At 45.1% G+C, this 25,965-nt stretch carries 29 protein-coding genes; 15 read left to right on the top strand and 14 right to left on the bottom strand.

The genetic code is table 11. The features are described from left to right. Positions 1 to 36: 36 nt before the first annotated feature. Complete coding sequence (locus LDX50_RS02890; protein ID WP_225696904.1) at positions 37 to 858, bottom strand: DUF6090 family protein; 822 nt, start codon at positions 856 to 858, stop codon at positions 37 to 39. Between the two features lie 82 nt (positions 859 to 940). After that, entirely contained in the window at positions 941 to 2,044 is a 1,104-nt protein-coding gene (locus tag LDX50_RS02885) for a copper resistance protein NlpE N-terminal domain-containing protein (RefSeq protein ID WP_225696903.1), read from the bottom strand. Positions 2,045 to 2,212: 168 nt separating this feature from the next. Between LDX50_RS02885 and LDX50_RS02880 the strand changes: the two genes are divergently transcribed. After that, positions 2,213 to 4,039 (top strand): beta-N-acetylhexosaminidase, encoded by a 1,827-nt coding sequence (locus LDX50_RS02880; RefSeq protein WP_225696902.1) that lies wholly within the window; start codon positions 2,213 to 2,215, stop codon positions 4,037 to 4,039. Positions 4,040 to 4,083: 44 nt separating this feature from the next. Here LDX50_RS02880 and LDX50_RS02875 read toward each other — a convergent pair whose 3' ends face one another. The 3 genes from LDX50_RS02875 to LDX50_RS02865 are packed head-to-tail and all read right to left on the bottom strand — an operon-like array spanning position 4,084 to position 7,012. Continuing rightward, positions 4,084 to 4,479 (bottom strand): response regulator, encoded by a 396-nt coding sequence (locus LDX50_RS02875; protein WP_225696901.1) that lies wholly within the window; start codon positions 4,477 to 4,479, stop codon positions 4,084 to 4,086. Continuing rightward, positions 4,480 to 4,836, bottom strand: a complete 357-nt coding sequence (locus LDX50_RS02870; protein ID WP_225696900.1) for a hypothetical protein — start codon at positions 4,834 to 4,836, stop codon at positions 4,480 to 4,482. Next, on the bottom strand, positions 4,829 to 7,012 hold the full coding sequence (locus tag LDX50_RS02865) for a tetratricopeptide repeat-containing sensor histidine kinase (protein ID WP_225696899.1): 2,184 nt from the start codon (positions 7,010 to 7,012) through the stop codon (positions 4,829 to 4,831). The genes LDX50_RS02870 and LDX50_RS02865 overlap by 8 nt, the downstream gene beginning before the upstream one ends. 160 nt (positions 7,013 to 7,172) lie before the next feature. On the opposite strand from LDX50_RS02865, the gene LDX50_RS02860 reads away from it, so the two are divergent. The 7 genes from LDX50_RS02860 (at position 7,173) to LDX50_RS02830 (ending at position 12,095) form a co-directional block, all read left to right on the top strand. After that, the gene (locus LDX50_RS02860) at positions 7,173 to 7,313 is read left to right on the top strand and encodes a hypothetical protein (protein WP_225696898.1); all 141 of its coding nucleotides are present in this window, start codon (positions 7,173 to 7,175) and stop codon (positions 7,311 to 7,313) included. A gap of 33 nt (positions 7,314 to 7,346) precedes the next feature. After that, on the top strand, positions 7,347 to 7,487 hold the full coding sequence (locus LDX50_RS02855) for a hypothetical protein (protein WP_225696897.1): 141 nt from the start codon (positions 7,347 to 7,349) through the stop codon (positions 7,485 to 7,487). Positions 7,488 to 7,519: 32 nt separating this feature from the next. Next, on the top strand, positions 7,520 to 7,660 hold the full coding sequence (locus LDX50_RS02850) for a hypothetical protein (RefSeq protein ID WP_225696896.1): 141 nt from the start codon (positions 7,520 to 7,522) through the stop codon (positions 7,658 to 7,660). Between the two features lie 22 nt (positions 7,661 to 7,682). Beyond that, a complete protein-coding gene (locus tag LDX50_RS02845) occupies positions 7,683 to 7,841 on the top strand; it encodes a hypothetical protein (protein WP_225696895.1) in 159 nt (52 codons plus the stop codon). A 291-nt stretch (positions 7,842 to 8,132) separates the two neighbouring features. Further along, positions 8,133 to 9,944, top strand: a complete 1,812-nt coding sequence (gene typA / locus LDX50_RS02840; protein WP_225696894.1) for a translational GTPase TypA — start codon at positions 8,133 to 8,135, stop codon at positions 9,942 to 9,944. Between the two features lie 328 nt (positions 9,945 to 10,272). Continuing rightward, on the top strand, positions 10,273 to 10,947 hold the full coding sequence (locus LDX50_RS02835; protein ID WP_225696893.1) for a hypothetical protein: 675 nt from the start codon (positions 10,273 to 10,275) through the stop codon (positions 10,945 to 10,947). Positions 10,948 to 11,057: 110 nt separating this feature from the next. Next, on the top strand, positions 11,058 to 12,095 hold the full coding sequence (locus LDX50_RS02830) for an endonuclease/exonuclease/phosphatase family protein (RefSeq protein WP_225696892.1): 1,038 nt from the start codon (positions 11,058 to 11,060) through the stop codon (positions 12,093 to 12,095). Between the two features lie 94 nt (positions 12,096 to 12,189). On the opposite strand, the gene LDX50_RS02825 is transcribed toward LDX50_RS02830, so the two are convergent. Further along, positions 12,190 to 12,492 (bottom strand): GIY-YIG nuclease family protein, encoded by a 303-nt coding sequence (locus tag LDX50_RS02825; RefSeq protein ID WP_255647312.1) that lies wholly within the window; start codon positions 12,490 to 12,492, stop codon positions 12,190 to 12,192. 386 nt (positions 12,493 to 12,878) lie between these two features. Between LDX50_RS02825 and rsgA the strand changes: the two genes are divergently transcribed. After that, on the top strand, positions 12,879 to 13,946 hold the full coding sequence (rsgA, locus tag LDX50_RS02820) for a ribosome small subunit-dependent GTPase A (protein ID WP_225696890.1): 1,068 nt from the start codon (positions 12,879 to 12,881) through the stop codon (positions 13,944 to 13,946). Between the two features lie 120 nt (positions 13,947 to 14,066). Then, on the top strand, positions 14,067 to 15,260 hold the full coding sequence (locus tag LDX50_RS02815; RefSeq protein ID WP_225696889.1) for a VOC family protein: 1,194 nt from the start codon (positions 14,067 to 14,069) through the stop codon (positions 15,258 to 15,260). Positions 15,261 to 15,281: 21 nt separating this feature from the next. Here LDX50_RS02815 and LDX50_RS02810 read toward each other — a convergent pair whose 3' ends face one another. Then, positions 15,282 to 16,517, bottom strand: coding sequence for a TCR/Tet family MFS transporter (locus LDX50_RS02810; RefSeq protein WP_225696888.1), 1,236 nt, complete (start codon positions 16,515 to 16,517; stop codon positions 15,282 to 15,284). A gap of 232 nt (positions 16,518 to 16,749) precedes the next feature. Between LDX50_RS02810 and LDX50_RS02805 the strand changes: the two genes are divergently transcribed. After that, positions 16,750 to 17,004, top strand: coding sequence for a hypothetical protein (locus LDX50_RS02805; RefSeq protein ID WP_225696887.1), 255 nt, complete (start codon positions 16,750 to 16,752; stop codon positions 17,002 to 17,004). Between the two features lie 399 nt (positions 17,005 to 17,403). Here the strand turns inward: LDX50_RS02805 and LDX50_RS02800 are convergent, their stop codons facing one another. Next, positions 17,404 to 17,574, bottom strand: a complete 171-nt coding sequence (locus LDX50_RS02800; RefSeq protein WP_225696886.1) for a hypothetical protein — start codon at positions 17,572 to 17,574, stop codon at positions 17,404 to 17,406. A 201-nt stretch (positions 17,575 to 17,775) separates the two neighbouring features. Here LDX50_RS02800 and LDX50_RS02795 point away from each other — a divergent pair, with 201 nt between their 5' ends. Then, a complete protein-coding gene (locus LDX50_RS02795) occupies positions 17,776 to 19,122 on the top strand; it encodes a transglutaminase-like domain-containing protein (RefSeq protein WP_225696885.1) in 1,347 nt (448 codons plus the stop codon). Between the two features lie 21 nt (positions 19,123 to 19,143). Here LDX50_RS02795 and LDX50_RS02790 read toward each other — a convergent pair whose 3' ends face one another. After that, positions 19,144 to 19,380 (bottom strand): hypothetical protein, encoded by a 237-nt coding sequence (locus tag LDX50_RS02790; RefSeq protein ID WP_225696884.1) that lies wholly within the window; start codon positions 19,378 to 19,380, stop codon positions 19,144 to 19,146. Between the two features lie 222 nt (positions 19,381 to 19,602). Between LDX50_RS02790 and LDX50_RS02785 the strand changes: the two genes are divergently transcribed. The 3 genes from LDX50_RS02785 to LDX50_RS02775 all read left to right on the top strand — a co-directional run bounded on the left by LDX50_RS02785 (position 19,603) and on the right by LDX50_RS02775 (position 22,066). Further along, entirely contained in the window at positions 19,603 to 20,562 is a 960-nt protein-coding gene (locus tag LDX50_RS02785) for a TolB family protein (RefSeq protein ID WP_225696883.1), read from the top strand. Positions 20,563 to 20,663: 101 nt separating this feature from the next. Beyond that, positions 20,664 to 21,602 (top strand): NAD-dependent epimerase/dehydratase family protein, encoded by a 939-nt coding sequence (locus LDX50_RS02780; RefSeq protein ID WP_225696882.1) that lies wholly within the window; start codon positions 20,664 to 20,666, stop codon positions 21,600 to 21,602. A gap of 23 nt (positions 21,603 to 21,625) precedes the next feature. Beyond that, complete coding sequence (locus LDX50_RS02775) at positions 21,626 to 22,066, top strand: DinB family protein (protein WP_225696881.1); 441 nt, start codon at positions 21,626 to 21,628, stop codon at positions 22,064 to 22,066. A 38-nt stretch (positions 22,067 to 22,104) separates the two neighbouring features. On the opposite strand, the gene LDX50_RS02770 is transcribed toward LDX50_RS02775, so the two are convergent. The 5 genes from LDX50_RS02770 to LDX50_RS02750 all read right to left on the bottom strand — a co-directional run bounded on the left by LDX50_RS02770 (position 22,105) and on the right by LDX50_RS02750 (position 25,909). After that, the gene (locus tag LDX50_RS02770) at positions 22,105 to 22,497 is read right to left on the bottom strand and encodes a DUF7670 domain-containing protein (protein ID WP_225696880.1); all 393 of its coding nucleotides are present in this window, start codon (positions 22,495 to 22,497) and stop codon (positions 22,105 to 22,107) included. 260 nt (positions 22,498 to 22,757) lie between these two features. Beyond that, positions 22,758 to 23,321, bottom strand: a complete 564-nt coding sequence (locus tag LDX50_RS02765) for a hypothetical protein (protein ID WP_225696879.1) — start codon at positions 23,319 to 23,321, stop codon at positions 22,758 to 22,760. A gap of 16 nt (positions 23,322 to 23,337) precedes the next feature. Further along, a complete protein-coding gene (locus LDX50_RS02760) occupies positions 23,338 to 23,979 on the bottom strand; it encodes a hypothetical protein (RefSeq protein WP_225696878.1) in 642 nt (213 codons plus the stop codon). 45 nt (positions 23,980 to 24,024) lie between these two features. Beyond that, a complete protein-coding gene (locus LDX50_RS02755; RefSeq protein WP_225696877.1) occupies positions 24,025 to 24,723 on the bottom strand; it encodes a hypothetical protein in 699 nt (232 codons plus the stop codon). Between the two features lie 172 nt (positions 24,724 to 24,895). After that, a complete protein-coding gene (locus tag LDX50_RS02750; RefSeq protein ID WP_225696876.1) occupies positions 24,896 to 25,909 on the bottom strand; it encodes a hypothetical protein in 1,014 nt (337 codons plus the stop codon). Positions 25,910 to 25,965: the final 56 nt, after the last annotated feature.

Here is a 25,965-nt window from a genome sequence, read left to right as displayed (position 1 = left end):
AATTGTGATATTTGAACGGTTGATTTCGGATCAGTACTACAGTTTGTTAATTTCTGCCTGTAGTTCCTTCAGTAATACTTCTGCCCTGATTTTGCTGGTTTTAGCCATAATTAATCTCCAGGCGGCTGAACCCTGCACATCCCTGATTCTTACCACTAAGCCCGGGTCATTTTTTATAAGTGCTAATGGCTCATTCACCAGAGGTATATCGCTCAGCATAAGATAATAATTATCCCTTACATAATTGCTTAAGTCGGCTAACGCATCATTTTGTTCATATTCATCTCCTCCAAAACCCCACTTCAAACCGGTATAGTACTCATTTAATAAGTCCTTTAATTGTTGATTTTCTAAACTGGAATACAACCCTGAATTTTTTAATTCCTCCATCGCATAATACTGAACGATCATCTTCCGGGGTCGACCTATCCATATAAATGTTTCCGTAAAAAAATCCTTGTTGAATGTTTCAGGCACCTCTTTGTCCCATATTAAGGTGCTCGTCAGTTTTACAGGTGTCGTATCTCTTTCTGCCACAACCAGGTCACTGCGATTAGAAACTGCTTCCTGAGCTTCAGTCCATTTGAGTATTTGCACTAATGAATTAGACCTGAAGTCATTCGATTCTTCAATTGCTTTCAGAAGGTCATAATCCTGTTTAATCGCTGAGGCCAGGTTTGTGAGATTTGCCTTCATTTGATGCCTCAGAAGTCGATCCTGATTCCAGTTGTTGATTTGCAGGGCAATCAAAATCCCAATCACAACAAGTATGATTTCTCCAAATGCGTATTTCAGATACTGTCCTGTTTTGCCTTCTGAAAGGAACTTTTGTCTGATTTTTCTAAAGAATTTTATCATCTGACAGGGGTTGCTAAACTGAAGAAAAATTTACGGTAATAATTCCAACGTGTATCTTCGGTCCGAATCGATACACATCCTTCTAATCGATATTACGGAGCACAACACGCTCATTCCCCCTTGTGAGCACCAGCATCCCGTCTTCAAATGCGTAATCGAACCGTTTGGAACTCAGCAAGGCCGGAACCTGTGAATCGGGGATGTCCATACAGGCCATCAGGGTCGACATTAGTGCTGAGAAGTACAGCTGCTGGTCCTTCTCGTAGAAGGATCCATTGAAGGTGTTGCACCCGTCGAAACCCAGCACGCGCCCTTCAGCAGTGAATAGCTCTAAACGGGGAATACCGCCCGTGTACTGCTCCGGGTCTAGGGCAACGTCATTCACCGAAACCACCGCCCAGATATTGTGCAGCCGGGGATTGGCCACGTAATTGCCGCAGCCCTCCAGCTCGGTAAAATCTTCATCGTCACCCGTTTTGTAGCGAACACGCACTTTAAACGGACGCTGGGCGCCGCTCATATTATCGGTACAGCTCTGCTGAAGTATAGTCACGTCCAGTGAGCCGGTCTCGGTCTCGCCCCGGTACAGGATTACATTCGCATCCTGGGCGCGGATGCCCTCGACAGGAGGGAGGGTGATTTCCGGGCCGCCCATCCGGGTGAATTTGATGAATTTGTCGAAATCCATTTGCACGTTCCAGAATGGCTCATTTCCGGTAGCATAGAAATCAATGCCCTCCCGGTATTGCCGGATCCATGGATCATTGCCCTCTGCCTGTTCGGCCGATGGTTCGGGCGTGCCAGCATCTCTTGAAAGTTTCATAAGCGTATATCGTTCATCTTCTGAAAACTCCCCGGTTTCGGAAAGCATGTAAAGTGATGCATTGCCCACCGCAAACAGGTTCATGTCCGTCATTCCGTCCAGTCGGAGCGTGCTGTCGGCAAAAACATAGGACCCCGATGTCAGCACCGGCTCATCGGTTGATCCCTGGTAGATCCGCTGGGCATCATAGGTGTGATCCGACTTCAGAACCAGCCGGTAGCGGATGCCATCGCAATCATCACACGGCAGGTTGCCGCTGTACACCCCCGCGACGCGCTGGGCCAGCATGGGATTTTCGCTGTATTCCGGGGTAGTGGAACAACCTGCGAGCCATATAAACAATGCGAAAGTGAAAATTCTCATGGAAGAAAGTTACAGATTTTTTCAAGATTTTAAGGAGGTTGGCAGAACATGAATTTCTGACTGTCACCCCCATCTGCTCATGGAAGCCCAGCGCCGGTCATCTAAAACCAGGAGCGGATTTTTGCGGTATTTTATAAATTCGTTACCAATAAGAACTTTATAAGCCCTATGAGACATCATGCCATCCTAGCAGTACTGCTTCTTTTTGTGAGCAGCCTTCTTTATTCCCAGCACAACATCATTCCCGCACCCGTATCCTACAGCGCCAGCGGCGCCACGGTCGACCTTTCCTCCGGCGTCAGCATTTCCCTGCCATCGGAGCTGTCGGCCATGAAAAATTTTGTGGATGGAGTCTTCACCAACCACGACATCGCCACCAACGGAAATGTGGTAGTCTCCTTTGTGCTGAATAAAAAGGCGGATCCGGCGATCGGGGAGGAGGGGTATACCCTGAATGCCGCACCCGAAGGCATCACCGTTACCGCCAATACACCGGCAGGTGCTTTCTATGGCGTACAGACATTACGCCAACTGATCGGGGATAAACAGATTGAAGCCTGTACGATTACCGATTATCCGCGCTTTGAATGGCGCGGACTCATGCTCGATGTAAGCCGTCATTTCTTCACCAAGGAAGAGGTGATGCAGTACATCGACCTGATGGCAGAATATAAGTTTAATGTGTTTCACTGGCATCTGACCGATGACAACGGCTGGCGGATCGAGATCAAATCGCGCCCCAAACTCACCGAGGTAGGTGCATGGCGCGTGGAACGCGTCGGGTACTTCAACTCCCGCAAAGATCCCCAGCCCGGGGAACCCACACCCTATGGAGGATTCTATACCCATGAGGATATCCGTGAGGTGGTGCAGTATGCGAAAGACCGGCAGATCACCATCGTACCCGAAATCGACGTTCCCGGCCACAGCATGGCGGCACTGGCAGCTTACCCCGAACTTTCAACACTGAAGGAGCCCAAATTCGTAAACCCCGGAACGGCTTTTTCGGAATGGTATGGGAACGGCGAGTTTAAAATGCTGATTGAAAATACCCTCAACCCGGCCGACGAGGAAGTCTTTAAATTTCTCGACGACGTATTCACCGAAGTTGCCATGCTCTTCCCGGGAGAATACATCCATGCCGGCGGTGACGAATGCGACCACCACTTCTGGCTCGAAGACCCGGCCAACCAGAAGCTGATGAAGAAGGAAAAGCTGGAAACCGGCGAAGAACTCCAAAGCTATTTCATGAAACGCGTGGAAAAGATCATCTCCTCCAAAGGCAAGAAAATGATCGGATGGGATGAGATCCTGGAAGGCGGACTGGCGAAAGGCGCTGCAGTAATGAGCTGGCGCGGTGTGAAGGGCGGTATCGAAGCCACTCAGGAAGGACACAAGGTGGTTATGTCACCTACAACTCATACGTACCTCGACTACACCCAGGGAGACCGGAGCGTGGAAGTTCCGATCTACGCGAGCCTGTCGCTTCAGAAGACCTATGAATTCGAACCCGTCCCCGAAGGAGCTGTGGAGGAACTCGTAATGGGCGGACAGGGAAACCTGTGGACCGAACAAATCCCTACGTTTCGGTATGCTCTGTATATGACCTATCCACGCGCGTTTGCTGTGGTGGAATCGACCTGGAGCCCGAAGGAGAAGAAGAACTGGGCCGACTTTGAGCGCCGCGTGGAAGCCCATTTTGATGTGTTTAAGCAGCGGGATATTCCGATCAGTACCGCGGTGTATGAACCGATCATCCGGGTGAAAAAGGAGGGAGACAAGCTAATGTGTGAGATCTCGACCGTCGTTCCAGGCGCGGACGTATACTATTCGATGGACGGCACCTTCCCGGACTCCCATGGCACGAAATACACGGGCCCGTTTGAAATTCCGGATGCGCGTATCTGGCTGCGTACGGCAACCTTCCGTGAAGGAGAACAGCTTGGACGAATGCTTACGCTTACAAGGGAAGAACTGGCTGAACGGGTAAGGTAGGTTAGGAATATAATTATTTTTGTTTTATGGTTTTAGCCTGACGTTCAATCCTCTATTTGTTTTTTAATTGCACTTATCAGTTCATTTTTATTCCAGGGCTTTGCAAATAATTGATATAGATTTGCTTCCTTGTAAGCTCTTTGGATTGCATCTTCTGTTGCGTGCCCAGTAATCATTATTTTTATTGCATCAGGCACTATTTTATGCAAAGTAATGAGAAATTCATCTCCTTTCATACCAGGCATTAACCAGTCTGATATTGTTATTAAAATATCAATTTCTTCAAGTATTATCTCTTTAACCAAACTAATACCTTCTTCGCCTGAACCAGCAGTTTCATATTTAAATTCAGTACCAAAAACACTAAATATTTGATCCTTAATTGTATGAACAATGTCTAAATCATCATCAATAATAAGTATGTATTTGCTGGGAGTCATTTAGTTGAATAATTCATCAAAAACTTTAATATTATTTTCACCCAATTTTTCGGTAAATTCTTTTAACAGATGTATGTATTGTTTTTCGTCCTGGAATAAGTCATTTTTCAGAAGACTTATGAAATATTGAAGAAGCACATTATTTAGATATGCCAATTCCCTTTTTTGGAATGAAATAGTGCTTACTGTGTCTTCAAAATTTATTCCGCTTAATATTTTCCGTTTAATATTTAAATGATCTTTAGATGGCTTGGACTTATTAAAAACCTTAAAGAACATTCTACGTTGGTCTAAAACTTTTCCAAGAAAAATTAATTCATCCCTTTTGAGACTGTAACTTATAAAATAATTAGTCATCTTGATTCAGAGGAATCTTAACTTTAAATTCAGTATATCCTTCTCTGGTTCGTTTCAATATGATCCGACCTTTCAATTTTTCAACCGATAGTTTTACCAGGTAAAGACCCAATCCGGCAGAATCTGACATTTCTGAAGCCTTGGAGAAAATCTCAAAGATCTTATCCCCAACTTGCTCATCAATGCCAATACCGTTGTCGACAATGCTAATATTGAGATTGATACGGTCACTATCAATGCCGATCTTCACAAAACTTTCAACCCGGGATGACTGATTATAGAATTTAAATGCGTTATTGACCAGGTTGGCAATGATAATCTTAATAAGATCGTGGTCACTTAGAAATTTCATCTGAGGATTAATTTCCTTGATAACTGCAATATCAGCGGCATTGGTCTTTCTGTTATCCTGTACCACGTGATCCACGATCAATTCGAAATCTATGGGGTCCTGCGATATTACCGAGTTATTGATCTGATTGATCACCAGGAGTTTCGACAGGATTTCATTCAAGCGAGAGGCGGTTTTGCCCAGTTTTTGCAGATAATCAATGGACTTGGCATCCTGAACATCCATCAAAGCAACATTGCAAATTCCCTGGAGAGTGGCGAGCGGACCGCGAATATCATGGGAGGTCTTATAAATAAAGTTATCCAGCTCCATGTTGGATTGTTTCAGTGCTACGTTGGCTGTTTTCAACTCCTTGGTGCGCTCCCGGACCCGTTCCTCCAGCACATTATTCATGTTTTTTAATTGCTGATTCTGTTCCTCAATAATTTTATTGGCCTGGAAGAGTTGGTTGTTGGCCTTTTTACGCTGAAGATTATTTCGATATAATATAATCCCAATAAAAGAAATAAGGCCAATAATAATAGCGGAAAGAAGCAAAGATTTTTCTTGCTCTTTAATTTTTGATTTTTGCTCCCTTATCTGTTGTAAATTTGAACTTTCAGCGTATTCGATTTCCAAAGATTTAGTTCCACTTAAAACCTTTTCATTAAACAAAAGCTGATCAAGAGAATCATAGGAGCGATAATATTTATAAGCTTTCTTGTAATTTTTTTGCTTCTCGTAGATTTCGGCAAATAAATAATAATTTGTTGGTTTGAGACTTTTTAATTCGGCACTGTCAATTATTAATTGTGCCTGATCAGCAAAATAGATACTTTCAGAATAATTTTTTTTATTTAACTCAACTTGAGATTTATTGTGAAGGACAATAACTCTATTAGGAGCACTAGGAAATGCTTCGCCAGCTTTATTCAAATAATATAATGAAGAATCAATCAAATCTATTTTTTCATAAACTAAACCGAGTCCATTGAACATTTCAAACTGAGTATTTGGGGAGCACTCTTCGAAATACTCGCATCTTAGATTTGCTTTTTGGAAGTAATAAATAGCACTATCGATGATCATCTTCTCAGAGTAATCACCTTCATACCGTTTGGCATAATTCACCATTTGAGAATATGCTAAGCCAAGGTTGACATAATTTTCGGCAAGATCATTCGCGTTAACATCAATATACTCTTTCAAAGCTTGATGCTGATAATCAATTGCTCTTTCTAAGTCACCAAGTTTGTAATAAACTAACCCTAGATTGGTGTATGATAAACCTAGGTTTGCATCTTTCCTGCTGAGACCTTCATTTATTTCAGCTTTTCGAATATCTATACTTTTAAAGTAGGCTCTCAAAGCTTCTTGATATATCCCATCATTATAATACGCTAACCCTAACCCGTTATATATCGACTTAACTCTTTCTGAATAGGAGAAATCATTTTTATGACCCTCGGCGATTTTAAGTGACTCTAAGTAATAGTTTTGAGCAACCTGATAATTACCGCGTTCTTTAAATAAGAATCCAAGTGCATAAGCAGACCTAACTATCAAGAGGCTATCGTTGATTTTTTCTGCCAAAGCCTTACTCTGGCGTGCATGAAATATTGCCGAGTCATTTAACGCCTTTACATTAGCTTCAAAACGTTTAAAATGAAAGTATGCCAATGCGGAGTCATTCTGGTAAGAAGAGGACTCGACATTAGTAAATGGTTCTTCTTGTGCAATTATTTGAGTAGAATTACACAAAAACATTACAATGAATAAGGAGTAATGTTTACACCTTATTTTGACAAGCCCCTTAAGAAATAACGCTAGTAAGGTCGTATTCATTATTTGCAAGTTTCCCAAAAAAATACCTCACATCTTTGAAATGTACTCGCCGACAAACAAACGTTGGCTCCCAGATTGGGACATAACAGTGATGTAAGAAGTAGTACAAATATTTAAAAAATTGAATTTAATTAAATGTACAACTAAAACCAATAAACCCATGAAAACTAAATTACTCGCCGCCCTCGCCTTCGTATTGTTCTCAGGAATTTTTACCGCCTGTTCAGAAGAAACAATCGAGCCAAACACCGAAAAGAAGGATATGGCCAAAGGAGCAACCAAGGACGAAAAGAACTGGTAAAACATTCTTCATTCAGCTAAAACCAATAAACCCATGAAGACAAAATTACTCGCCGCCCTCGCCTTCGTATTGTTCTCAGGAATTTTTACCGCCTGTTCAGAAGAGTCGATTGAGCCAAACACCGAAAAGAAGGATATGGCCAAAGGGGCAACCAAGGACGAAAAGAACTGGTAACATTCAATTTAAAAGCATTAAATAATAAAACCATGAAGACAAAATTACTCGCCGCACTCGTATTTGTACTGTTCTCAGGAATTTTCACAGGATGCTCAGAAGAGTCAATTGAGCCAAACACCGAAAAGAAGGATATGGCTAAAGGAGCAACCAAGGACGAAAAGAACTGGTAACCATTTGAAACTGAAACCGATTATGAAAAATCAAATTTTAACTGCACTCCTCCTCCTGGTAATGGTTTCAATGGGCTTTGTTGAAAAGCAGCAGCCTGTAACAACGAAAACAAAGAAACCTGTTATCACTAAGGTCCCTTCATCCAACGGGATCACTAAAGAAGATAAGGTAAGATGGTGATCTTCAGTGAGCTAAAACGGTTGTAATAAGAATGTAAGAAATTTCACATTAAGTGAATAATTTAAATAAACGACCATAACTCACTGAAGGTAACCCGCTTATTAATCTTACATCACCTACCATTTAAAGTAATACTTTAAGTTTGGTAGTCGAAAAGTTGAAAAACCATTAAAACCTTACATGGTAAAAATGGTTAATTTTTGCTATAAAAGGTACATCAAAATTACCCCTGTTCCGGGGGTTTCACTATCCAACAAATTAGCGTAGCTTTGCACCTCGTAAAAAGAAGCTATGCAATCCATTAGAAATGTGGCGATCATCGCCCACGTCGATCACGGTAAGACCACGCTGGTTGACAAAATTATTCACGCCTCACAGATATTCCGGGAAGGAACTGAAACAGGAGATCTCATCCTTGATAACCAGGACCTGGAAAAGGAGCGGGGCATCACTATTACTTCCAAGAACGTATCCGTTCGTTATAAAGGCATCAAGATTAATATCATTGATACACCCGGTCACTCCGATTTTGGAGGCGAGGTAGAGCGTGTATTAAAGATGGCTGATGGCGTTCTCCTCCTCGTGGATGCTTTTGAAGGTCCTATGCCGCAGACACGCTTTGTACTAAGCAAGGCATTGTCACTCGGCCTGAAGCCCATTGTTGTTATTAATAAGGTGGACAAGGAGAACTGCCGTCCGGATGAAGTGCACGAACAGGTGTTCGACCTGATGTTCAACCTGGATGCCACCGAGGATCAGCTGGATTTCCAGACCCTGTACGGTTCGTCGAAACACGGCTGGATGAGCACCGACTGGAAACAGCAGACGGATTCCATAACTCCCCTGCTCGACGCAATTGTTGAGTTTATTCCACCGGCACCAGTTTCGGAAGGGGATCCGCAGATGCAGATTACGTCGCTGGATTACTCCAACTATGTAGGCCGCATCGCCATTGGCCGCGTGAAGCGAGGCGAAATCAAAGAAGGCGCCAACCTGGCATTGAGCAAGAAGGACGGAAGTCTGAAGCGGATCAAGATCCGTGAGGTGCAGACCTTTGAGGGCCTTGGCAAGACCAAGGTGGAAAGTGTTGGATCGGGAGATATCTGTGCATTGGTGGGAATTGAGGATTTTGACCTGGGAGATACCGTCACCACGATGGAAAATCCAGACATCATACCTCGTATTGCTATTGACGAGCCTACGATGAGTATGCTTTTTACCATTAACAACTCACCTTTCTTCGGAAAGGAAGGCAAGTTCGTGACTTCGCGTCACCTGCGTGATCGCTTATTCCGCGAAACGGAGAAGAATTTAGCGCTGCGGATTGAGGAAACTTCTTCGGAAGACAAATTCAATGTATTCGGGCGAGGTATACTTCACTTGTCGGTACTGATCGAGACCATGCGTCGTGAAGGATACGAACTGCAGGTGGGTCAGCCCCAGGTACTGATCAAGGAAATTGACGGTGTGAAGTCGGAACCTATCGAGCACCTGGTGGTCGATGTACCGCAGGAAACGTCGGGCAAGGTAATCGAGCTGGTCACGCAGCGGAAGGGTGAGCTGAAGATCATGGAGCCGAAGGGCGATCTGCAGCACCTGGAATTCGATATTCCCGCACGTGGAATTATAGGATTGCGTAATAATGTACTGACCTCTACGGCAGGTGAAGCGATCATGACACACCGGTTTAGTCACTACGCGCCGTTCAAGGGCGAGATCCCCGGCCGTATCAACGGTTCACTGATCGCGATGGAAAGCGGTCCGGCCACGGCCTATTCGATCGACAAGCTCCAGGACCGCGGTGTATTCTTCGTGGATCCGGGGGATGATCTGTATGAAGGGCAGGTAATCGGGGAGCACTCGCGTGAGAATGACCTGGTGGTGAACGTGCAGAAGGGCAAGAAGCTGACTAACATGCGCGCTTCAGGCTCGGACAACAACGTTAAGATTGCTCCTGCAAAGAAATTCTCACTGGAAGAGGCCCTGGAATATATCCAGAAGGACGAATACCTGGAGGTTACACCTAAGTCAATCCGTATGCGGAAGATTTTGTTAACCGAAAACGAGCGGAAAAGGGCTGGGAATGCGGCATTGAGTTCGTAGGACTAAATACTAATAATTAGAAAAAGCCTCGGGAATATAGATTTCCGGGGCTTTTCTTTTGTATGGATGAACAACGGTGCAAGGAGAATGGGTGTTCGCAAATTGGTTCCGATACATGGCTTACCCACATAGAGTCCAGAGAATTTCATAAGAAGGTTGGATTCTGGGAAGAGGAAGAGGTCGTTCATTTTTTGAAGAATATTGAATAATCAGCCCGGGTCTGGCCGGAGAAATCTGTTATTTGTTTTCGCGATCATTGGCGGTCGGCAAGTGATTTATTCACTTTAAAAACTATATTGCTGCCGTTTGCCACCTCAACCTAACTACCATGAAAAAACCAACCAGGGGAGAACCGTTCTTTTATTATTTCAGTATCGTTCTCCTGCTTACTGTGGTGCTGGCATTCGGCTTGAACATCCTGCTAAGGAACTATCACCTGGATGCCTCCATGCCCGTCATCGTGACCCATGGTATTTCGATGCTGCTGTGGTATTCACTTTTTTCCTGGCAAACCCGGCTGGTGCGCACCGGCAACATTCAGGTCCATATGAAACTCGGACTGATGAGTATTTTACTGGCCATTGTCCTGGTGATCTCGGGAATCCTGATCGCTATCGGCAATTTCCAGGGCGAGGGGGAAGCCCTTACCTTGTTCGGCAATTTTTCGGGGATGTTCCTTTTCGGACTATTTTACACACTGGCCATCATCAACCGGAAGAAACCGGATATCCATAAACGCCTGATGCTGGTCGCCTCGGTGGCCATGCTTTCCCCGGCACTGGTGAGAATCCTGAGGATCTTCGACATCAATGATTTTGTCACACTCCCTTTCTGGCTGATCTTTATCCTTGCCCTGCCGGTGTATGATTTCCGGAAGTACGGGAAGGTCTATAAATCCACCTGGATGTCCATCGCATTCCTGCTGATACTGATGTTCGGGGGATCGGCGTATGCCTTTTCGGAAAGCTGGCAGACGCTGGCGGCGTCCTTGTTCGGGAGGTAGGGTTATTGTTTTTACCATCCTTGAATTGTTGCCCCCGGTTGGAGAATTACCTATTTCAGGTGAGGCATTTATCCTAATATTCTGCGAAATTGTTGTAAAACAATATAGCCATGCCTTTTTACAACACTTCATTTCTCAAGGACAATCCTTTTGTCCTTGACCGACTTTTATCCCTCCGCCAGGGATTGTACAAGAATATCCCGACACGCAACCTTAGAGATTCACTGTTGCTGGCCTCCTGGAATATCAGGGATTTTGACAAGAAAGCATATGGTTACCGGGGCGATGAACCGCTCCATTATATCGCAGAAATCATCAGTCATTTCGACCTGGTCGCCGTACAGGAAGTAAACCGGGATCTGCAGGCGCTGAACAAAGTGGTAAAGCTACTCGGCGGCGATTGGAAGTACATCTTCACCGATACCACCGAAGGAGACGCGGGAAATGATGAAAGGCTGGCTTTTTTGTATGATTCACGAAAGGTCCGCTTTGCCGGCCTGGCCGGGGAGATCGTTATTCCTCCACTAAAGGTGAATGGGCAAACGGTACCTTCTGCGCAGATCGTCCGGACTCCCTACCTCGCAGGGTTCAGGGCGGGATGGACTGATTTTATACTTACCACGGTGCACATCCTGTACGGCAGTTCAAGCAGTACAGATCCGGTCCGGAAAGCCGAGATCATCAGCCTTGCCAAATTCCTGGCCAACCGGGCGAATGACAAAAAGAGCTGGAGCCGGAATATTGTCATGCTGGGGGACTTTAATATCTTCCAGCGTAATGACGAGGTATACCAGGCCCTGCTCGAACACTCTACCTTTTATATCCCCGAAGAATTGCAGACCATACCCGGATCAAATGTGCCTCAGAATAAATTTTATGACCAGATCGCCTTTAAGGGAAAATTCAAACTTTATGATGCCGGAGTATTTGATTTCTATGAACATGTATACCGACTGGAAGATGAGCAGCACTATGTGGCCGATATGGGGGATGCCTATCATACAACCAGCAGCGGAAATCCCCGCGAGAATAAAACGCTGTACTACAAGACCTACTGGCGCACTCACCAAATGTCTGATCACCTGCCAATGTGGGTCGAACTGGGTATCAACAACACGGATGATTACCTGAATTCACTCAAGGGATAGAACGAGTCTTTTGTATCCTGTGCCACACCATTTTTTCGTCATCCCTGCGGTACTCCTGGGTGTCCTTTGGACATCCCGGGAGTCGGGCGGGGATCTAATCATACCCCCTTATCTCTTCATACAGATCAACAAGCCCGGGATTTTTCTCAGCAATGAGATTCCATTTCCATTCCCGTTTCCAATGCTTCAATTGTTTCTCCCGATAGATAGCCTCATTTATAGAACCAAATGTTTCAAAATACAAAAGATCATAGCATTTATACCGTGATGTGAAGGCCGATCCTACACCCCATTTGTGCTGTGAGACACGAGAATACAAGCTACTCGAAACACCTGTGTAAAGGACCGTTCTTTTTCGATTACTCATTATGTAAATATATCCTCCATAACCTCGCATAATCAAAATAAAAGAACTGCACGGACAAAGTGTATAGATCCCCGCTCGACTCCCGGGTCGTACCTTATTGGGTACGCCCGGGAGTACCGCAGGGATGACGAAGGAAGGAGGATTGTCATCCTTTACACAAACTCTCGGGTCTTACCTCACTGCCTATGCTCGGGGGAATCACAGGGGTGCCCACCATAGCAAAGCGAAGGTGGGGATGACGAAAAAGAGGTGTGGATCGAAAGAAATTACTTTGTCAGAAATTACAGTGATCCAATAATTGAGAATGGAATTCACTGTAAACACAGGATTGTATTGGAAAAGGTGTTAAATTATTAAAAACACTGAGAACATGGTGAGGCTCGTTACGTGGAAAAGTTAACAGTCTGAAGATAATAATGACCCTCGAAGAATTAGGATATCGCCCGGATTTGGAAAATTACCGCAAGTCCCATAACCTCGAACCTTTCATGATCGGCAGGGTCGCCTCCGAACACCGGGAACGGTATCACGTGCAGTCGGAGCAGGGCATGCTGGAATGTGAGCTGCTGGGCAATCTGCGGTTTTCGGCCGAATCCCGCAGCGATCTTCCTGCCGTGGGTGACTGGGTTGCTATGTCGCCCTACGATGAGGGAAAGGCGCTGATTCATGCGGTCCTTCCGCGATATTCTATCCTGGAGCGTCAGGCGGTTGGCAAATTCGGGGAAAAACAGATCATCGCAACCAATATCGATGTGGGTATTATTGTTCTTTCGGTCAACCGTGATTTCAACATCAACCGGGTGGAACGATACCTTACCCTCTGCCATGCGTCCGGGATTGAGCCGATGATCATTCTTACCAAGACCGACCTAATAACTCAACCCGAAGTGCAGCAGCTGCTGGACAGGATCAGGACAAGGATTCCTGAGGTGCCGTTGCTGGCCGTCAGTAACCTGTCCGGTCAGGGAATCGACGACCTAAAAAAGCATATCCTCAAAGGGAAGACTTACTGCCTGCTGGGTTCATCAGGTGTGGGGAAATCCTCGTTGATCAACAGCCTCAGCGGAGAGGTTCGAATGGAGATTGGTGAGATCAGTGAAATGATTGACCGGGGAAAACATGTGACCACGCACAGGGAGCTGATCCCGATGGTGAACGGGGGTATCCTCATCGACAATCCCGGTATGCGGGAGGTAGGGATAACAGACGGACAATCAGGACTTGAAAGCACCTTCGGAACGATTTATGCCCTGGCAGGTCAATGCAAATTTACCGATTGCACCCACACTTCCGAGGTCGGATGCGCAGTGCTCGAGGCGGTAAGGAACGGGGAACTGGACGAACAGGCATTGGAAAATTTCCACAAAATGGAACGTGAAAATGCGCGTTTCACCACGTCGATCCGTGAAAAACACAAGAAGGATAAGATCATGGGCAAGATGTTCAAGGAAGTAAAGGCACACCGGAAAAGGAAGAAGTTTTGAGTAGTAATTCGCCTGTTCAATAAATCTGATCAACATTAAAAATGTATTTCTATTCTTACTGTCCTTGCTAAGGTCTGACAATGCTGATAAATTGAATGCCAGGAAACCTGAGATGATACTATGAAATATTTGCTGTTCCTTCTGACTGGCTTTGTCATGATTTCGTGCGCTCCCCGGGACCCGTATCACCTGGAGGCCTTTGAGGTTTTTTGTGAGATGGTGGCCAGCGACGCTAAACCCATTGCATTTCATTATCCGATGGATGCCGCAGATGTAGATGCCGCATGGAATCGTTTCAATGAAATCGCCGAAGACTACGAGGTTCTGCTGTACAGGGAAGATGACTTTCCGGGCAGTATGTTGTTTCCTGATACAGGAGAAAAATCGATTATTCTGATCTACCGCGATGACCGGCTGGAACAATACCTCCAGTGGAAGGCCGATGCCAAATCAGATGAAGCCCGGGAAGCGCTGGCCCGTCGGCTGGGAAGACTGATGGGTTACAGTCCGCAGGGAATCAATTCCTTGCTGCACAAGAATGCCAACTATCAAAACCTGGCACTGAATGTAGTGGAGCGGCAGGTAACGCATCTCTATTATGAAGATTTGCAGGAAGCGTTTTCGTTTTACAAGGATGTGCTGGGAATGCAGATGGTGGATTCCACGACCGTACAGGTAAGTGCCGATGCCTTTCTGGCACTTCACCCGGTGAGTGATGAGCACCCGGCTGATCAGCCGAAGTCCACGGCGATTGCTTTTCTCACCGATCAGCTGCCGGAGTGGTATGCCCATCTTCAGCAAAAGGATGTTCCGATTAAATACACGTATAAACCAAAGGATGGCGGTCCGCACGATGGATTCGTAGCGATCGATCCGGGAGGATACCTGCTCGAGTTTGAGCAGTTCAAACAGCATCCGGAAAATGAACTGTTTATGGCGGTGCTTTCTGATTTGCCGCGGATCAAGGCATCAGCAGGTGCATTTTACGGTTCGATCACATGGACCTATCATCGGGATGTGCTGGGGATGCAGCGATTTTACGAAGAGGTGCTGGGTTTTCGCCTGGTCGCGGATCAGGGGTGGACAAAGATTTACCAAACATCAGAAACGGGCTTTATCGGACTGGTGGACGAGCGCCGGGGCATGGAAGATTATGCGGATGAGAAGGCCGTTGAAATCCAATGGAATATTCGGGAACTTGAAAGAATTGATGCTTATGCGCAACACTGGATGGGTTTTCAATATACGGCTGGATCATTTACAGGTCCGGAACGATACCGGTATCACATAAATTCTGATGGTGGATCTGATTAGTTAAATTTTTTCAAAACCAATTTATTCAATCAAGGTAGATCTGGTTGTCTTCACCGACAACGCCCGGTAGGACAGCAACAGGCTTAGCAGGGTGAGGATGGCACCCAGGAAAAAAGGCGCGCCGGGCAGGTAGATATCGAACGGGTTTGCGCTGGTGAAGTAGTAGAATATGGTGGTCATCAGGGGCGGACCGATAATGGAGGTTATACTGATCAGGCTGGTGAGGCCGCCCTGGAGTTCGCCCTGGGCACTGAGGGGGACTTCATTCGACATGATACCCTGCAGTGCCGGTCCGGCGATACCGCCAAGCGTATAGACCACTGTAAAGGCAAACATCATCCATTCATGCGTGGCGAGGCCGAAAAGTATAAATCCGATGGAATATAGAAACAAACCAATGAATACAGATCTGTTTTGTCCGAGGATGGGCATCAGCCATCGGATGAGTACGCCCTGAACAAAGGCCACCATAATGCCCACGAAAGTAAGGGAATACCCGATCCAGGCTGGGTTCCAGTCGAAACGCTCCTTCGTATAGTATGGCCAGGTGCTTTGCGTGGCATGCGCTGCAAGGTAAATGAGCAGGAGTGAGCCAGCCAAACCGATGATCACCGGGTATTTTCTGAGCTGTACCAGTGTGCCTACCGGGTTAGCCCGTTTCCAGCTGAACTTCCGCCTGTTTTCGGGTGCAAGAGATTCCGGCAGGATGAAATATCCATAAAGCCAGTTGACGAGTGTCAGGATTGCCGCGCCGTAAAAAGGAACCCGGGTTCCAAACTCACCCAGGATGCCGCCGATGGACGGACCAACGATAAATCCGAGACCGAATGCCGCACCAATGAGTCCGAAGTTCTTCGACCGGTCTTCGGGAGCGCTGATATCGGCGATGTAGGCCGATGCGGTGGTGAAGCTGGAGCCCATGATTCCGGCAATGATCCGGCCAACGAAAAGCCATGCCAGGGTAGGTGCCAGTGCGGTGAAGATATAGTCGATGCCAAACCCGAACAGGGAGATCAGGATCACACTTCTTCGTCCGTACTGATCACTAAGTCCGCCCAGTATAGGCGCGAAAATGAATTGCATGACGGCGTAGGCAAAGACAAGCCATCCGCCGATGGCCGCCGATTCACTTACGGACGCCCCGGTGAGTTCATTGATCAGATCGGGTATGATCGGGATGATAATACCGATCCCTGTCACATCGATGAACAGGGTGACAAAGATGAAACCGAGGGCAGCTTTTTTGTTCTTGGCCATGGGAAGGGCCGAATATAGTGAAATAGACGGGTATATTATTCATGAAGCTGGAGAAGAATTGGCGGGAGGAAATGGTTCTCGGGCATCTGATGTCCGTCATTTTAATTTTCTTGTTAATGATTAAATTATTTTACCATTACCTCTGGTAGTTCAGAATGATATTGACACGGATGGGGATAGGTTAACTTTTCCACACAATTGGTGAGTAAGTCTTAATAAATAATTAATTTGTATGAAGGCAACGGGTTTAAAAATGGATATCCATAAAGAAAAATTACGTCTGATTGAATGGCTGGCTGGTTTAAATGATACGGCTGTCATTAAAGAGTTTATAGCGTTGAAAGAATCAAGGCAAATGGACTGGTGGGATGAGACTGATGAAACCACTCGAAAGTCGATCAAGAAAGGATTATCAGAGCTAAACAAAAATGAGGGCATATCTCATGATCAGGTAATGCAGGAGATTCGTCAAAAGTATAATTTGTGAGTAAGCCCTTTGTATGGTCTCCATAATTTAAAAATGATTAGCTGAAACTTCTTGATTATTTGGATGCCGAATGGGGTGCCAAAGTTCTTAGGAAATTTCATCTCAGGTTTGAGACTGTCCTTGGCGTAATTTCGAGAAGTCCGGATATATTTCCCGAATCTAATAGAATGAAATCCTTGAGGCGATGCCTCGTTACCAAACAGACCATCATTTACTACCGTGTGAATCAGGAGCATATAGAACTAATCGCGCTTTTTGATTCCCGTCAGGATCCAGGTAAACTTGATATATAGTTTCACCCTTGAAAAGAATATAATTCGAACTCTGTAGAGTAATTCAATTCATTAATTACAGAATAGGTCAGCCCTGAATGCCTTGAGTCTGCATCCATGTTAGCTTCTAATGATGTCCTGGCTGTCGGTACCTGTTCACATATGCGCCAAATAGGAATGCGACGGTATAGACTAAACTCAATATTCCTTCAAAATAGTGATCAACTATAAATTGATATAGCGCAATCACCACTGATATGACAGCGAAGACCAGGAATACTGTTGATAAATTTTTCATGATTTTGTGATTAACGTATTCAGGCCGTTCAAAGCCTCTTATAAAATCCACATATTCCCTGAATTAACCTATGATGAACATCAGGTTGTTACGAAATTATGAGCCACCAGGCCTGAATCTCTTCGTCAATTTGTTATTTCCCCATGTTGCATGGAGATATATGCTCGATTCCTTACTTTTAACCCTATTAATTCAATTCTCATGTCCCGATTATCATTCGCTGTCAGCTGTATCTCACTCGCCCTTTTCGTTATTTCCTGTAATGCTCCTGCAGAAAAGGAAAAACCGCAAAAGAAAGCCAGGGTAACCATCCAGGAAGTGGATGCCGGAATCAGGGAGAACATCGATGCCATTACAAAGGCGGGTGATGGTTATTTCCCGATTCATAATGATTCGGTGGATCTGAAGCTCAAACTCGTACGCGTACATACCGAATACCTCTCCGTTCTCGGTCAGAATAGATTCTTTGCCTGTGTTGATCTGGCCACTGAGGGTGGTGATGTATATGATGTCGATTTCTTCCTTGAGGGTGAGCCCGGGAATATGAAGGTTACCAGCACGGATGTGCATAAGCTCAATGGAAAGCCCTATTACACCTGGAAGCAGGCAGAAGACAAGACATGGTATACGGTAGCTGTTGAAAATGCCTCCAACGATCTGCTCGGGGTGGTTGAGGGTACCGACAAATTTAATTTTACCTATTCCGCCAGGCTGGCCAATATTTCCGGACCCGGACATATATGGATTCCCATTGCGCAGAGCGATGAATTCCAGGATATTGAATTGCTGTCGATACAGTCGCCCGGAGACCAGGAGATTGTCACCGAACAGGAGTATGGGAACAAGGTCCTTCATATTGCCCTGAAGCCGGAACACAGTAACCAGGAAATTATTATTGAATATAATGTGGTACGCAGGGAAAAGGGCACATATATCGAAGAAAATCCCGATACATTGAAATATCTTCTGCCATCGGCGCTTATGCCGGTAGGAGACCGCTTTTCGATCATTTCAGCAGATGTCATCAGTCAGAAACAGGCCAACAGTCCGCTTACCAAGGCCCGCGCGTTATACGATCACGTAATTGACGAAATGCGTTATGCGAAGGAAGGTGTATATGGCACCGGCGATGCGAATTATGCCTGTGATTCAAAGTCGGGCAACTGCACCGAATTTCATTCCTATTTTATTTCACTTGCACGGTCGGCCGGTATTCCCGCCAGGTTTGCCGTGGGCGCGGCCATACCATCAGAAAGAAATGAGGGGGGTGTTGACGGATATCATTGCTGGGCGGAGTTTTACGCAGAAGGAAAATGGTGGCCCGTGGATATCAGTGAAGCAAATAAATACAGCGCGCTGGCTACGTATTATTTTGGGCATCATCCTGCGAACAGGATTGAGTTTAGCAAGGGCAGGGACATCAAGCCTGATCCAATGCCGGAAGGCGGCCCGGTTAATTTTCTGGCCTATCCTGTACTGGAAGTTGAAGGTGAGCCCGATTATGTCGAGACCACCTTCACCTTCGCGCGTACGGAGCCTGTTATTTAAAGCTCTATGAACTTATTCAGACTAGTCTTCTGAAGGGTGCTCACCTTCTTCTGAAGCTGTGCTATCAGTAGGGTGTTCTTCTCCCGCTTCTTCAGCCTCGGTTGGATGCTCTGCTTCTTCTGTTACTTCTTCCACGGTCACCTCTTCAACCTCTTCAGTATTGGTTTCCTTTGGGGTACATGAGATGAAAGTCATTGATGACGCGAACAACAGCACAAAAAGTGCAAAAAAGATTGATTTCAGTTTAGGTAATTTCATAAAAATTAATGTTTAGTGTCAATTTGTCTGCAAAGATAGTGGAATTATGGAATAAGAATTTATGAATTAGTTAAAATGCCTTATTCAGGCATAAATGGATAATGGACCATATGAACCGGGTAAGGGATCGCAGAATATTTGATGTCTTCATGGAATAAATGGTTTAAAGAGAACAAAACCGCTGATATATTGCTTAATTCAATCACTACCATTCAATTCGTTATGAACCTCGTTAAAATTGCTGTTTTTCTACCGTTTCTCCTTTTTGCAGGTTGCGGACCGGCCGAAACTTCGAATGATCTTGTATATGCTGATAAGGTAATCCGGCAGCCGGAGCCTTTTGCTCCCGGAATCATTTCAACCGAGGGCAACAGCGAATTTTCTATCATGTTTTCAGCCGATGGCTTGAAGGCCTGGTTTGCCCGTAGGGCACCAGAGCAAAAACAGAAGATTTATGTGACGGAATTTGTGAACGGGGCCTGGAAGGAACCTGTGATCGAAGAATTTTCAACCGACCGCGATGAGGCGCCTTCCATTACGCCCGATGATCAACTTTTCTTCTTTGGGTCTGAACGGCCCATACCCGGTAAACCGAATTTGGGCAACTTTGATATGAACATCTGGATGATGGTAAAGACGGCTGAAGGATGGAGCGATCCTGAGCCCCTGCCGTTCCCGATCAATGATGTTCAGGAGGAAGGGGAAGAATGGCCTTCATCGAACAACAACTTTTTCTTTGCCCTGGATAATGAGACCTTTTTGTATACAACGATGGTTCGCGGAACTTCGGCCGTCAAACTGTACCAGGTCAGCTACAGGAATGGGTTATTTTCAGAGCCGGTGGAGATCACCGGACTCTTTGATGATGAAAAATACTGGGTGTATTCGGCAGTTGTGTCGCCCGATGGTAAGTACCTGGTATTTAATTCGTATGGCGCCCCGGGTGGGGCAGGCGGAGAAGACCTTTGGGTTTCGCGACGCAATGGTGAGGGGTGGAGCAAGGCGCGCCCCATTTCGGTAGTGAATTCAGAAAATGAAGAAAGCGGCCCGCGGTTTTCACGTGATGGGAAATATTTCTTTTTCAACCGTGCCGAGAATCTGGGTAATTATGAATACAGGGAATGGGATATTTATTTTATTGAAACCCGGTATCTGAATCTCGAACAGATATTCAGTAACTAAATTCGGTTGTCGCTGAGATATTTTATTCCTGATTTTTCAGTAACTTGATGAATGTCAGGCAGTCGTCCATTGCCTGTTCTGTTACATCAAACCCAACCAACATGAAAAAAGTAGGAATTATCGGTGGCGCCGGCTTTATTGGCAGCTACAATACAAAGAAGTTTTTGGAAGAAGGTTATCAGGTAAAAGTATCTGTCACCGATCTCTCAAAACCCGAGAAATATGAACACCTGTTGCAGCTTCCCCATGCTGAAAACCTGGAAATCGTTGAACTGGACGTTACAAATACAGGTCAGCTGGGCCCCTTTCTGCAAGGATGTCAGATCGTTATTCATGGCGGAACGCCCTTTCAGCTGGATGTGCAGGACCCACAATCTGAATTATTCGATCCGACCATCAAGGGAACAGAGAATTTCCTGGCAGCTGTTCAGCAAACTCCGGGTATTGAAAAAGTTGTTTTCATTGCTTCAGTAGCGGCCCATAATACGAATTTTCCATTGCTTCCTGATGGAAAGAACGAGGGTGACGTAATCAGTGAGGAGGATACGTTGTTCATGAGTGAGGAAGGCCATCCCTACGCACAGGCAAAGTTTATTGCCAATCAGACCGTTGAAAAATTCATCCGGGAAAACCCTGATCTCAGCTTTGAAATAGTCACAGTATGCCCTGTGGGCGTTATGGGCAATGCGCTGTCGGCCCGCCAGGATTCCACCTCGATGGGAATCCAGTTCCTGTTTAAGAATAAGATTGCGCCGAACCCGTTTTTCCAGATGTTCTATGATAATGATATCTATTTTGCGCTCGTCGATGTCGCTGATGTCGCCGAGGGCGTTTATAAGGCAGCCATTTTAAACGGATTGCACGGGAAGAAATACCTGTTATCCAGTGAAAGTTACCGTGTATCGGATATTCACCGGATTCTGAATGATCAGGAACCTGTGATCGGACCGGCCATCGTATACAGCAATGCGCTCGCAAAACAGGATCTGGGCATGGAATTTAAACCGGCCAGTGTTCCGTTGCATGAGTTTGCAGGATAGTCACTAATTCCCCAGATTTAACAATGCAACGAACTGTTTTACTGGACTTGATTCATCAGAATCGAGTCACAAGCAGCTACGCCCTCGACCGCGTAGCGCAGGAAAATGCGCAATTCCGACTGAATGAAAAATGTGCGTCGATCGGATTTATTTTGCGTCATATGGGTGAGACCATGAATATGTTCGGTATGTTTTTTGGCGTTCCGACCGATGTGCAGAATACCACTATGGGGCAAACCGATTCGGGAAAGGAATACGATGTTAAAACGAGCCGGGAACTCATCCGTGATGGATACCAGATGTTGATCGATGTGGTCAATGAAAAGCCCGACTCATTCTGGTCGGAAGAAGTCCAGACGCCATTCTTCGGTACAGTGAGTAATGCCCGGCTTTTTGGGCATATCCTGTTTCATAATTCACATCATTGCGGTCAGATTTCGCTTACCCTCGAAAGAGGCGTTTAATTGTGATTGCTTTCCAAAGCAAAGACAGCGGACAGAGTTTATGTATTTATGGGTGGATTGCGTTTTTTAATCCTATAGCTGGCTATAAACAGGGCACCCACCAGTGCGAAAGGGAATGTAAGCAGCATAATGATTCCGAGGCTCATCCAGATAGAATTATTCATTTGGTAGTTATGCATGAAGACGAACGGACTTAATCCGAGTCCGATGATCAAGAAGATAATTCCTCCTGCAAGCTCCCATTTCCAGGCAATCATTAAGAGAGCGGTGAGAATGAATGAAGGAATGAGATGGATGATGAATGCGAGGATTTGTTCCCATATGCTCCGTCCGGGACCAAATGCATCTGCCGCGAAAAGACTGATGAACAGTATTGCGATAATCCCTAGTATTCGTGGCAGCCAGTGAAATATGAGGATCTTTTTTTTCATTTTTTCCATCTTTTGCGTTGAAAAAACCCCGTCAGATCCTATATATAATTTACAAAAAAATGCTGGTATTACCACGTGAAATCAGTTTGTATTCAGGCCTTCATTCTTGCCCTAATGGGGGAGTCATAATCCTGCACCCTGTCACCTGTGGTCACACTTAATCTACGTGAGCGAACAACGTTTATTGGAACTTTAAACAGGTTGGGGATTTCAGCCGTAAGAAGGTTTCGCAGAGCCCTTTAACCTTCCCATAATCAGCCTCACTCCTGGATCAATTCCAGGGCTTTGTCATAACTTTCGAGTAGCTGCTCCTCTTTGATCACTACATCCATCATTGATATCGACAGGTACATCAGGATTTTCCGTGTTGATTCCTCGCCATTGTTAAAATCCATGGTGATCAAACCCGATAACAACAGGTTGGAAAAATCCTCATACGACCGCTGTTGAGTGTACACTTCATTAAGCTTCTGAATTTTGTCTATGGAAATTTCATTGATCAAGCCGGTTTGAATGCCGGTCTCAAAAGCACTGTTGTAAAATGAAATCGTATTCACACCCTTGAAAAATTCAGGCTTATAGTTGGTAATGGTTGGCTGATTAAAATAATACCGCGAACTGTCAAGAACCATTCGGTGATAATCAATTACCCTTTCAACACTTGCTTTGTTTGTTTGAATTTCTGTTGAGATATTTTTCATGAGCGCACTGGCCCTGGTCTGTTCTTTTTTTGCTTCAGACCAATTCGATACCACAAAACCCAGAAATACGCCAATCATGACGGTAATGACCTGTATGATGAAATCTCCAAACTTATTTTTCATGCTGGATGAGTTGTTTCTATTCCGACTTGATAACTAAATTTCTGAACCGCCCTGAGGACCCAAATCCTGTCCATATGGCGATTTTACCTGAAGAGGTAGAATTTAAACGATCAACTACCAGTACGGGATCAGGACTTCCTTCCACGAAAACCTCCACGCGGGTTTCACTCACCCTGATAACTGCCCTGAACCAATTATCAGGGTCCGGGGGATCTGGTATTTCTTTCTCAAATTCGCCTGTGCGCTCTTCCCGAAGCTTGCGCCAGGTAAACTCAGGATGAAAAATATATTGCACCATATGGGCTCTCCTGATTTCTTCCTCAGCAACGAAGTTGAACGGACGAAAATAAACAGCTTCATACGTTTCGTTATCCTGAATATTGAAAGCCACCCCAATAAAACTTTTCCCCGGATTGTTCTCTCCTAAAAGTTCGATTTCGATGGTTCCCGTTTTAAATTCAACCCCCTGAATAATTCCCAATCCGTCACTGTCCCGGGCATCCATTTCAACACCATGCTCATCATACAGCGAGATTTCCCGGTTGACCGGGCTGATTTTATCTTCACGAAACATATCAGCCAGATGAACCTTCTGTTGAGCGTGAGCCTGCAAGTTGAGCATAATGAAGAAAAGAAGAAAATATTTTGGAATGAGCATAACGTCTGAAATTATGGATGTAAGTAAAGATAACCAACTTATCAATTACCCGGATAACTGATTGCTGGTCATAGTTCTCTTCCACGTAAACCATGAATAAACGTTTCCGAATTCATCAATTGTGTAATATTTCTTCTCGCGAAGATATATACCTATCCCTTTGCAGAAATAGTCGTATTGTTCCTGCCAGTTATCTACCGGACTAAAATAGTAGGCAGTTTTTACGCATATGCAATCTCGTTTTCCAAAGGATGTTGATAACGTAATCAATCCCCCACGTATCCAGCGTTGTCGTAAGATGTTTATATTGTCGCTTGCCACTGGTACCAGGCTGTCTGAAGTAACACTTAAATGTGCGAGACTTATATATGTCCCTATCATATCCCTGATCTCCTGGTCATTATAAGGGAAGATGGCTTTATAACCAGTATATTCCTCTTCTGAATTAGTGACACGGTATATTTCAATGAAAGACTGCTCGTTGACCCTCCATCTTTCAACATAGTTCGAGGTAACTTCTCCGTTCTCAGAAATTCCCTCCACCCTGTATGTCCATTGATTCCCTTCGATAAGTGGTAAGAAGTCGGTAACGATAAGCGGTTCGGGTGAAATTTCTTCGTCACTGCATGACGCAATAAGGAGAACAGGTATTAAAAGGGCAAAAAAAGTAATACGTTGTATTGCGTTTACAATTATCTTTCTTGTGCCGCCGGGTGAATCATGGTAATACATGCGATCGTCCACTCAGATACGCCCTTCCCGTATTGAGTTTTCTTCGAATATAAAACAAGTATTTCCGGTACCGGGTTCGTCAAATCACTTCTTTTTGGATTCCGCCAATTTCGAATGAATTTATTGACATCTGGTTCTGGGTAAAAGAACTAATTTTTAATAGTGAGGGGGTATTTCCCTCCATTCAGTTCATTGCCGATTCAAGTTTCTCCTTGAATTCAGCTGGATTATCCATGTGCAAGGCAAGCACGTCAAACGTTCTCTTGATCCCATAAAATCCTGTCAGTACATTTTCGCGTTTTAGCCGGAGGATAACATTATGTCCTTCAACCTGGCTTAGTGGAGAGAGGGACCGAACGCGATCATTTCTATCCATCTCAGCATTTGACAGTTCAATGGCAGTGATATCTTCCAGTGGGATCTCCGCTTCATTCAGTATTCCCCAACGCAGCATAAGATTACCGTCTTCAATATGTATGGGACGTTTCGGCAGGGAACGGATAATTCCGAATACCTGAATAGCGGAATAGATGCTAATCGCGGTAAGGACCCAGGCGGCAGTTGTGCTCCACAGGCCCAGTAAAAAATGGAGTGCTACCGTTTCGATTCCAAGAATGAGGATGAGTCCGGCGAGTAACACCTGCGCGCCGCTTTCCTTATGACAGGTAAATTCATTTTCAAGGTGTGATTTATTCTTCCAGTAGAAAAAACCATAGTAGAAGACGCCAATTTCGGTCGCAAAAGGCAATACCAGTTTTTGGGGAAGGATTTCCCGGCAGACACTTTTCAACGTGGTGAAAAAATCAGGACTGGTGCCCTTCAATTCCTTATACCTTCTGAAAGCTTTGTGAAGTTTATAAACAAGTAATGAAAGAACCGTGAGCTCGATAACCGGTAGTGCCCAGGTCCTGAAGAGGGATAAATATTGCTGCCCGTCAGCAGGCAGTAAATAAGAGCCCAATATGAGTCCGATAATCATAACCGGAATAACTGTAGTTTTTGGAATGTTGGTGGTCCTGATTAGCAGGAAATATACCAGGGGAACAGTGAGCAGCAGATCGGCGGTTAATCCTAATTGCAGCAAATTGTCTCCTTTAAGATTCACCGTTGTCATGATGGTAGCCAGCGCTCCCAGCATCAGGGTCGGGATGATAATTGCGACGACCTGGTTTTTTGAAAAGGATAGTACGTTGGGCATCGGCAGGAGCATTTGATTAGTTAAAATTACCCGTCACTTATAAGAATAACAACCTA

The sequence above is a fragment of the Fulvivirga sedimenti genome, assembly GCF_020328055.1.
This window is presented reverse-complemented; position numbering and strand designations above follow the sequence as displayed.

Bases quoted from the DNA above. Each gene is read 5' to 3' on its own strand.
- LDX50_RS02890 (WP_225696904.1), bottom strand. From the start codon at position 858: ATGATAAAATTCTTTAGAAAAATCAGACAAAAGTTCCTTTCAGAAGGC.
- LDX50_RS02885 (WP_225696903.1), bottom strand. From the start codon at position 2,044: ATGAGAATTTTCACTTTCGCATTGTTTATATGGCTCGCAGGTTGTTCC.
- LDX50_RS02880 (WP_225696902.1), top strand. From the start codon at position 2,213: ATGAGACATCATGCCATCCTAGCAGTACTGCTTCTTTTTGTGAGCAGC.
- LDX50_RS02875 (WP_225696901.1), bottom strand. From the start codon at position 4,479: ATGACTCCCAGCAAATACATACTTATTATTGATGATGATTTAGACATT.
- LDX50_RS02870 (WP_225696900.1), bottom strand. From the start codon at position 4,836: ATGACTAATTATTTTATAAGTTACAGTCTCAAAAGGGATGAATTAATT.
- LDX50_RS02865 (WP_225696899.1), bottom strand. From the start codon at position 7,012: ATGAATACGACCTTACTAGCGTTATTTCTTAAGGGGCTTGTCAAAATA.
- LDX50_RS02860 (WP_225696898.1), top strand. From the start codon at position 7,173: ATGAAAACTAAATTACTCGCCGCCCTCGCCTTCGTATTGTTCTCAGGA.
- LDX50_RS02855 (WP_225696897.1), top strand. From the start codon at position 7,347: ATGAAGACAAAATTACTCGCCGCCCTCGCCTTCGTATTGTTCTCAGGA.
- LDX50_RS02850 (WP_225696896.1), top strand. From the start codon at position 7,520: ATGAAGACAAAATTACTCGCCGCACTCGTATTTGTACTGTTCTCAGGA.
- LDX50_RS02845 (WP_225696895.1), top strand. From the start codon at position 7,683: ATGAAAAATCAAATTTTAACTGCACTCCTCCTCCTGGTAATGGTTTCA.
- typA (WP_225696894.1), top strand. From the start codon at position 8,133: ATGCAATCCATTAGAAATGTGGCGATCATCGCCCACGTCGATCACGGT.
- LDX50_RS02835 (WP_225696893.1), top strand. From the start codon at position 10,273: ATGAAAAAACCAACCAGGGGAGAACCGTTCTTTTATTATTTCAGTATC.
- LDX50_RS02830 (WP_225696892.1), top strand. From the start codon at position 11,058: ATGCCTTTTTACAACACTTCATTTCTCAAGGACAATCCTTTTGTCCTT.
- LDX50_RS02825 (WP_255647312.1), bottom strand. From the start codon at position 12,492: ATGCGAGGTTATGGAGGATATATTTACATAATGAGTAATCGAAAAAGA.
- rsgA (WP_225696890.1), top strand. From the start codon at position 12,879: ATGACCCTCGAAGAATTAGGATATCGCCCGGATTTGGAAAATTACCGC.
- LDX50_RS02815 (WP_225696889.1), top strand. From the start codon at position 14,067: ATGAAATATTTGCTGTTCCTTCTGACTGGCTTTGTCATGATTTCGTGC.
- LDX50_RS02810 (WP_225696888.1), bottom strand. From the start codon at position 16,517: ATGGCCAAGAACAAAAAAGCTGCCCTCGGTTTCATCTTTGTCACCCTG.
- LDX50_RS02805 (WP_225696887.1), top strand. From the start codon at position 16,750: ATGAAGGCAACGGGTTTAAAAATGGATATCCATAAAGAAAAATTACGT.
- LDX50_RS02800 (WP_225696886.1), bottom strand. From the start codon at position 17,574: ATGAAAAATTTATCAACAGTATTCCTGGTCTTCGCTGTCATATCAGTG.
- LDX50_RS02795 (WP_225696885.1), top strand. From the start codon at position 17,776: ATGTCCCGATTATCATTCGCTGTCAGCTGTATCTCACTCGCCCTTTTC.
- LDX50_RS02790 (WP_225696884.1), bottom strand. From the start codon at position 19,380: ATGAAATTACCTAAACTGAAATCAATCTTTTTTGCACTTTTTGTGCTG.
- LDX50_RS02785 (WP_225696883.1), top strand. From the start codon at position 19,603: ATGAACCTCGTTAAAATTGCTGTTTTTCTACCGTTTCTCCTTTTTGCA.
- LDX50_RS02780 (WP_225696882.1), top strand. From the start codon at position 20,664: ATGAAAAAAGTAGGAATTATCGGTGGCGCCGGCTTTATTGGCAGCTAC.
- LDX50_RS02775 (WP_225696881.1), top strand. From the start codon at position 21,626: ATGCAACGAACTGTTTTACTGGACTTGATTCATCAGAATCGAGTCACA.
- LDX50_RS02770 (WP_225696880.1), bottom strand. From the start codon at position 22,497: ATGAAAAAAAAGATCCTCATATTTCACTGGCTGCCACGAATACTAGGG.
- LDX50_RS02765 (WP_225696879.1), bottom strand. From the start codon at position 23,321: ATGAAAAATAAGTTTGGAGATTTCATCATACAGGTCATTACCGTCATG.
- LDX50_RS02760 (WP_225696878.1), bottom strand. From the start codon at position 23,979: ATGCTCATTCCAAAATATTTTCTTCTTTTCTTCATTATGCTCAACTTG.
- LDX50_RS02750 (WP_225696876.1), bottom strand. From the start codon at position 25,909: ATGCCCAACGTACTATCCTTTTCAAAAAACCAGGTCGTCGCAATTATC.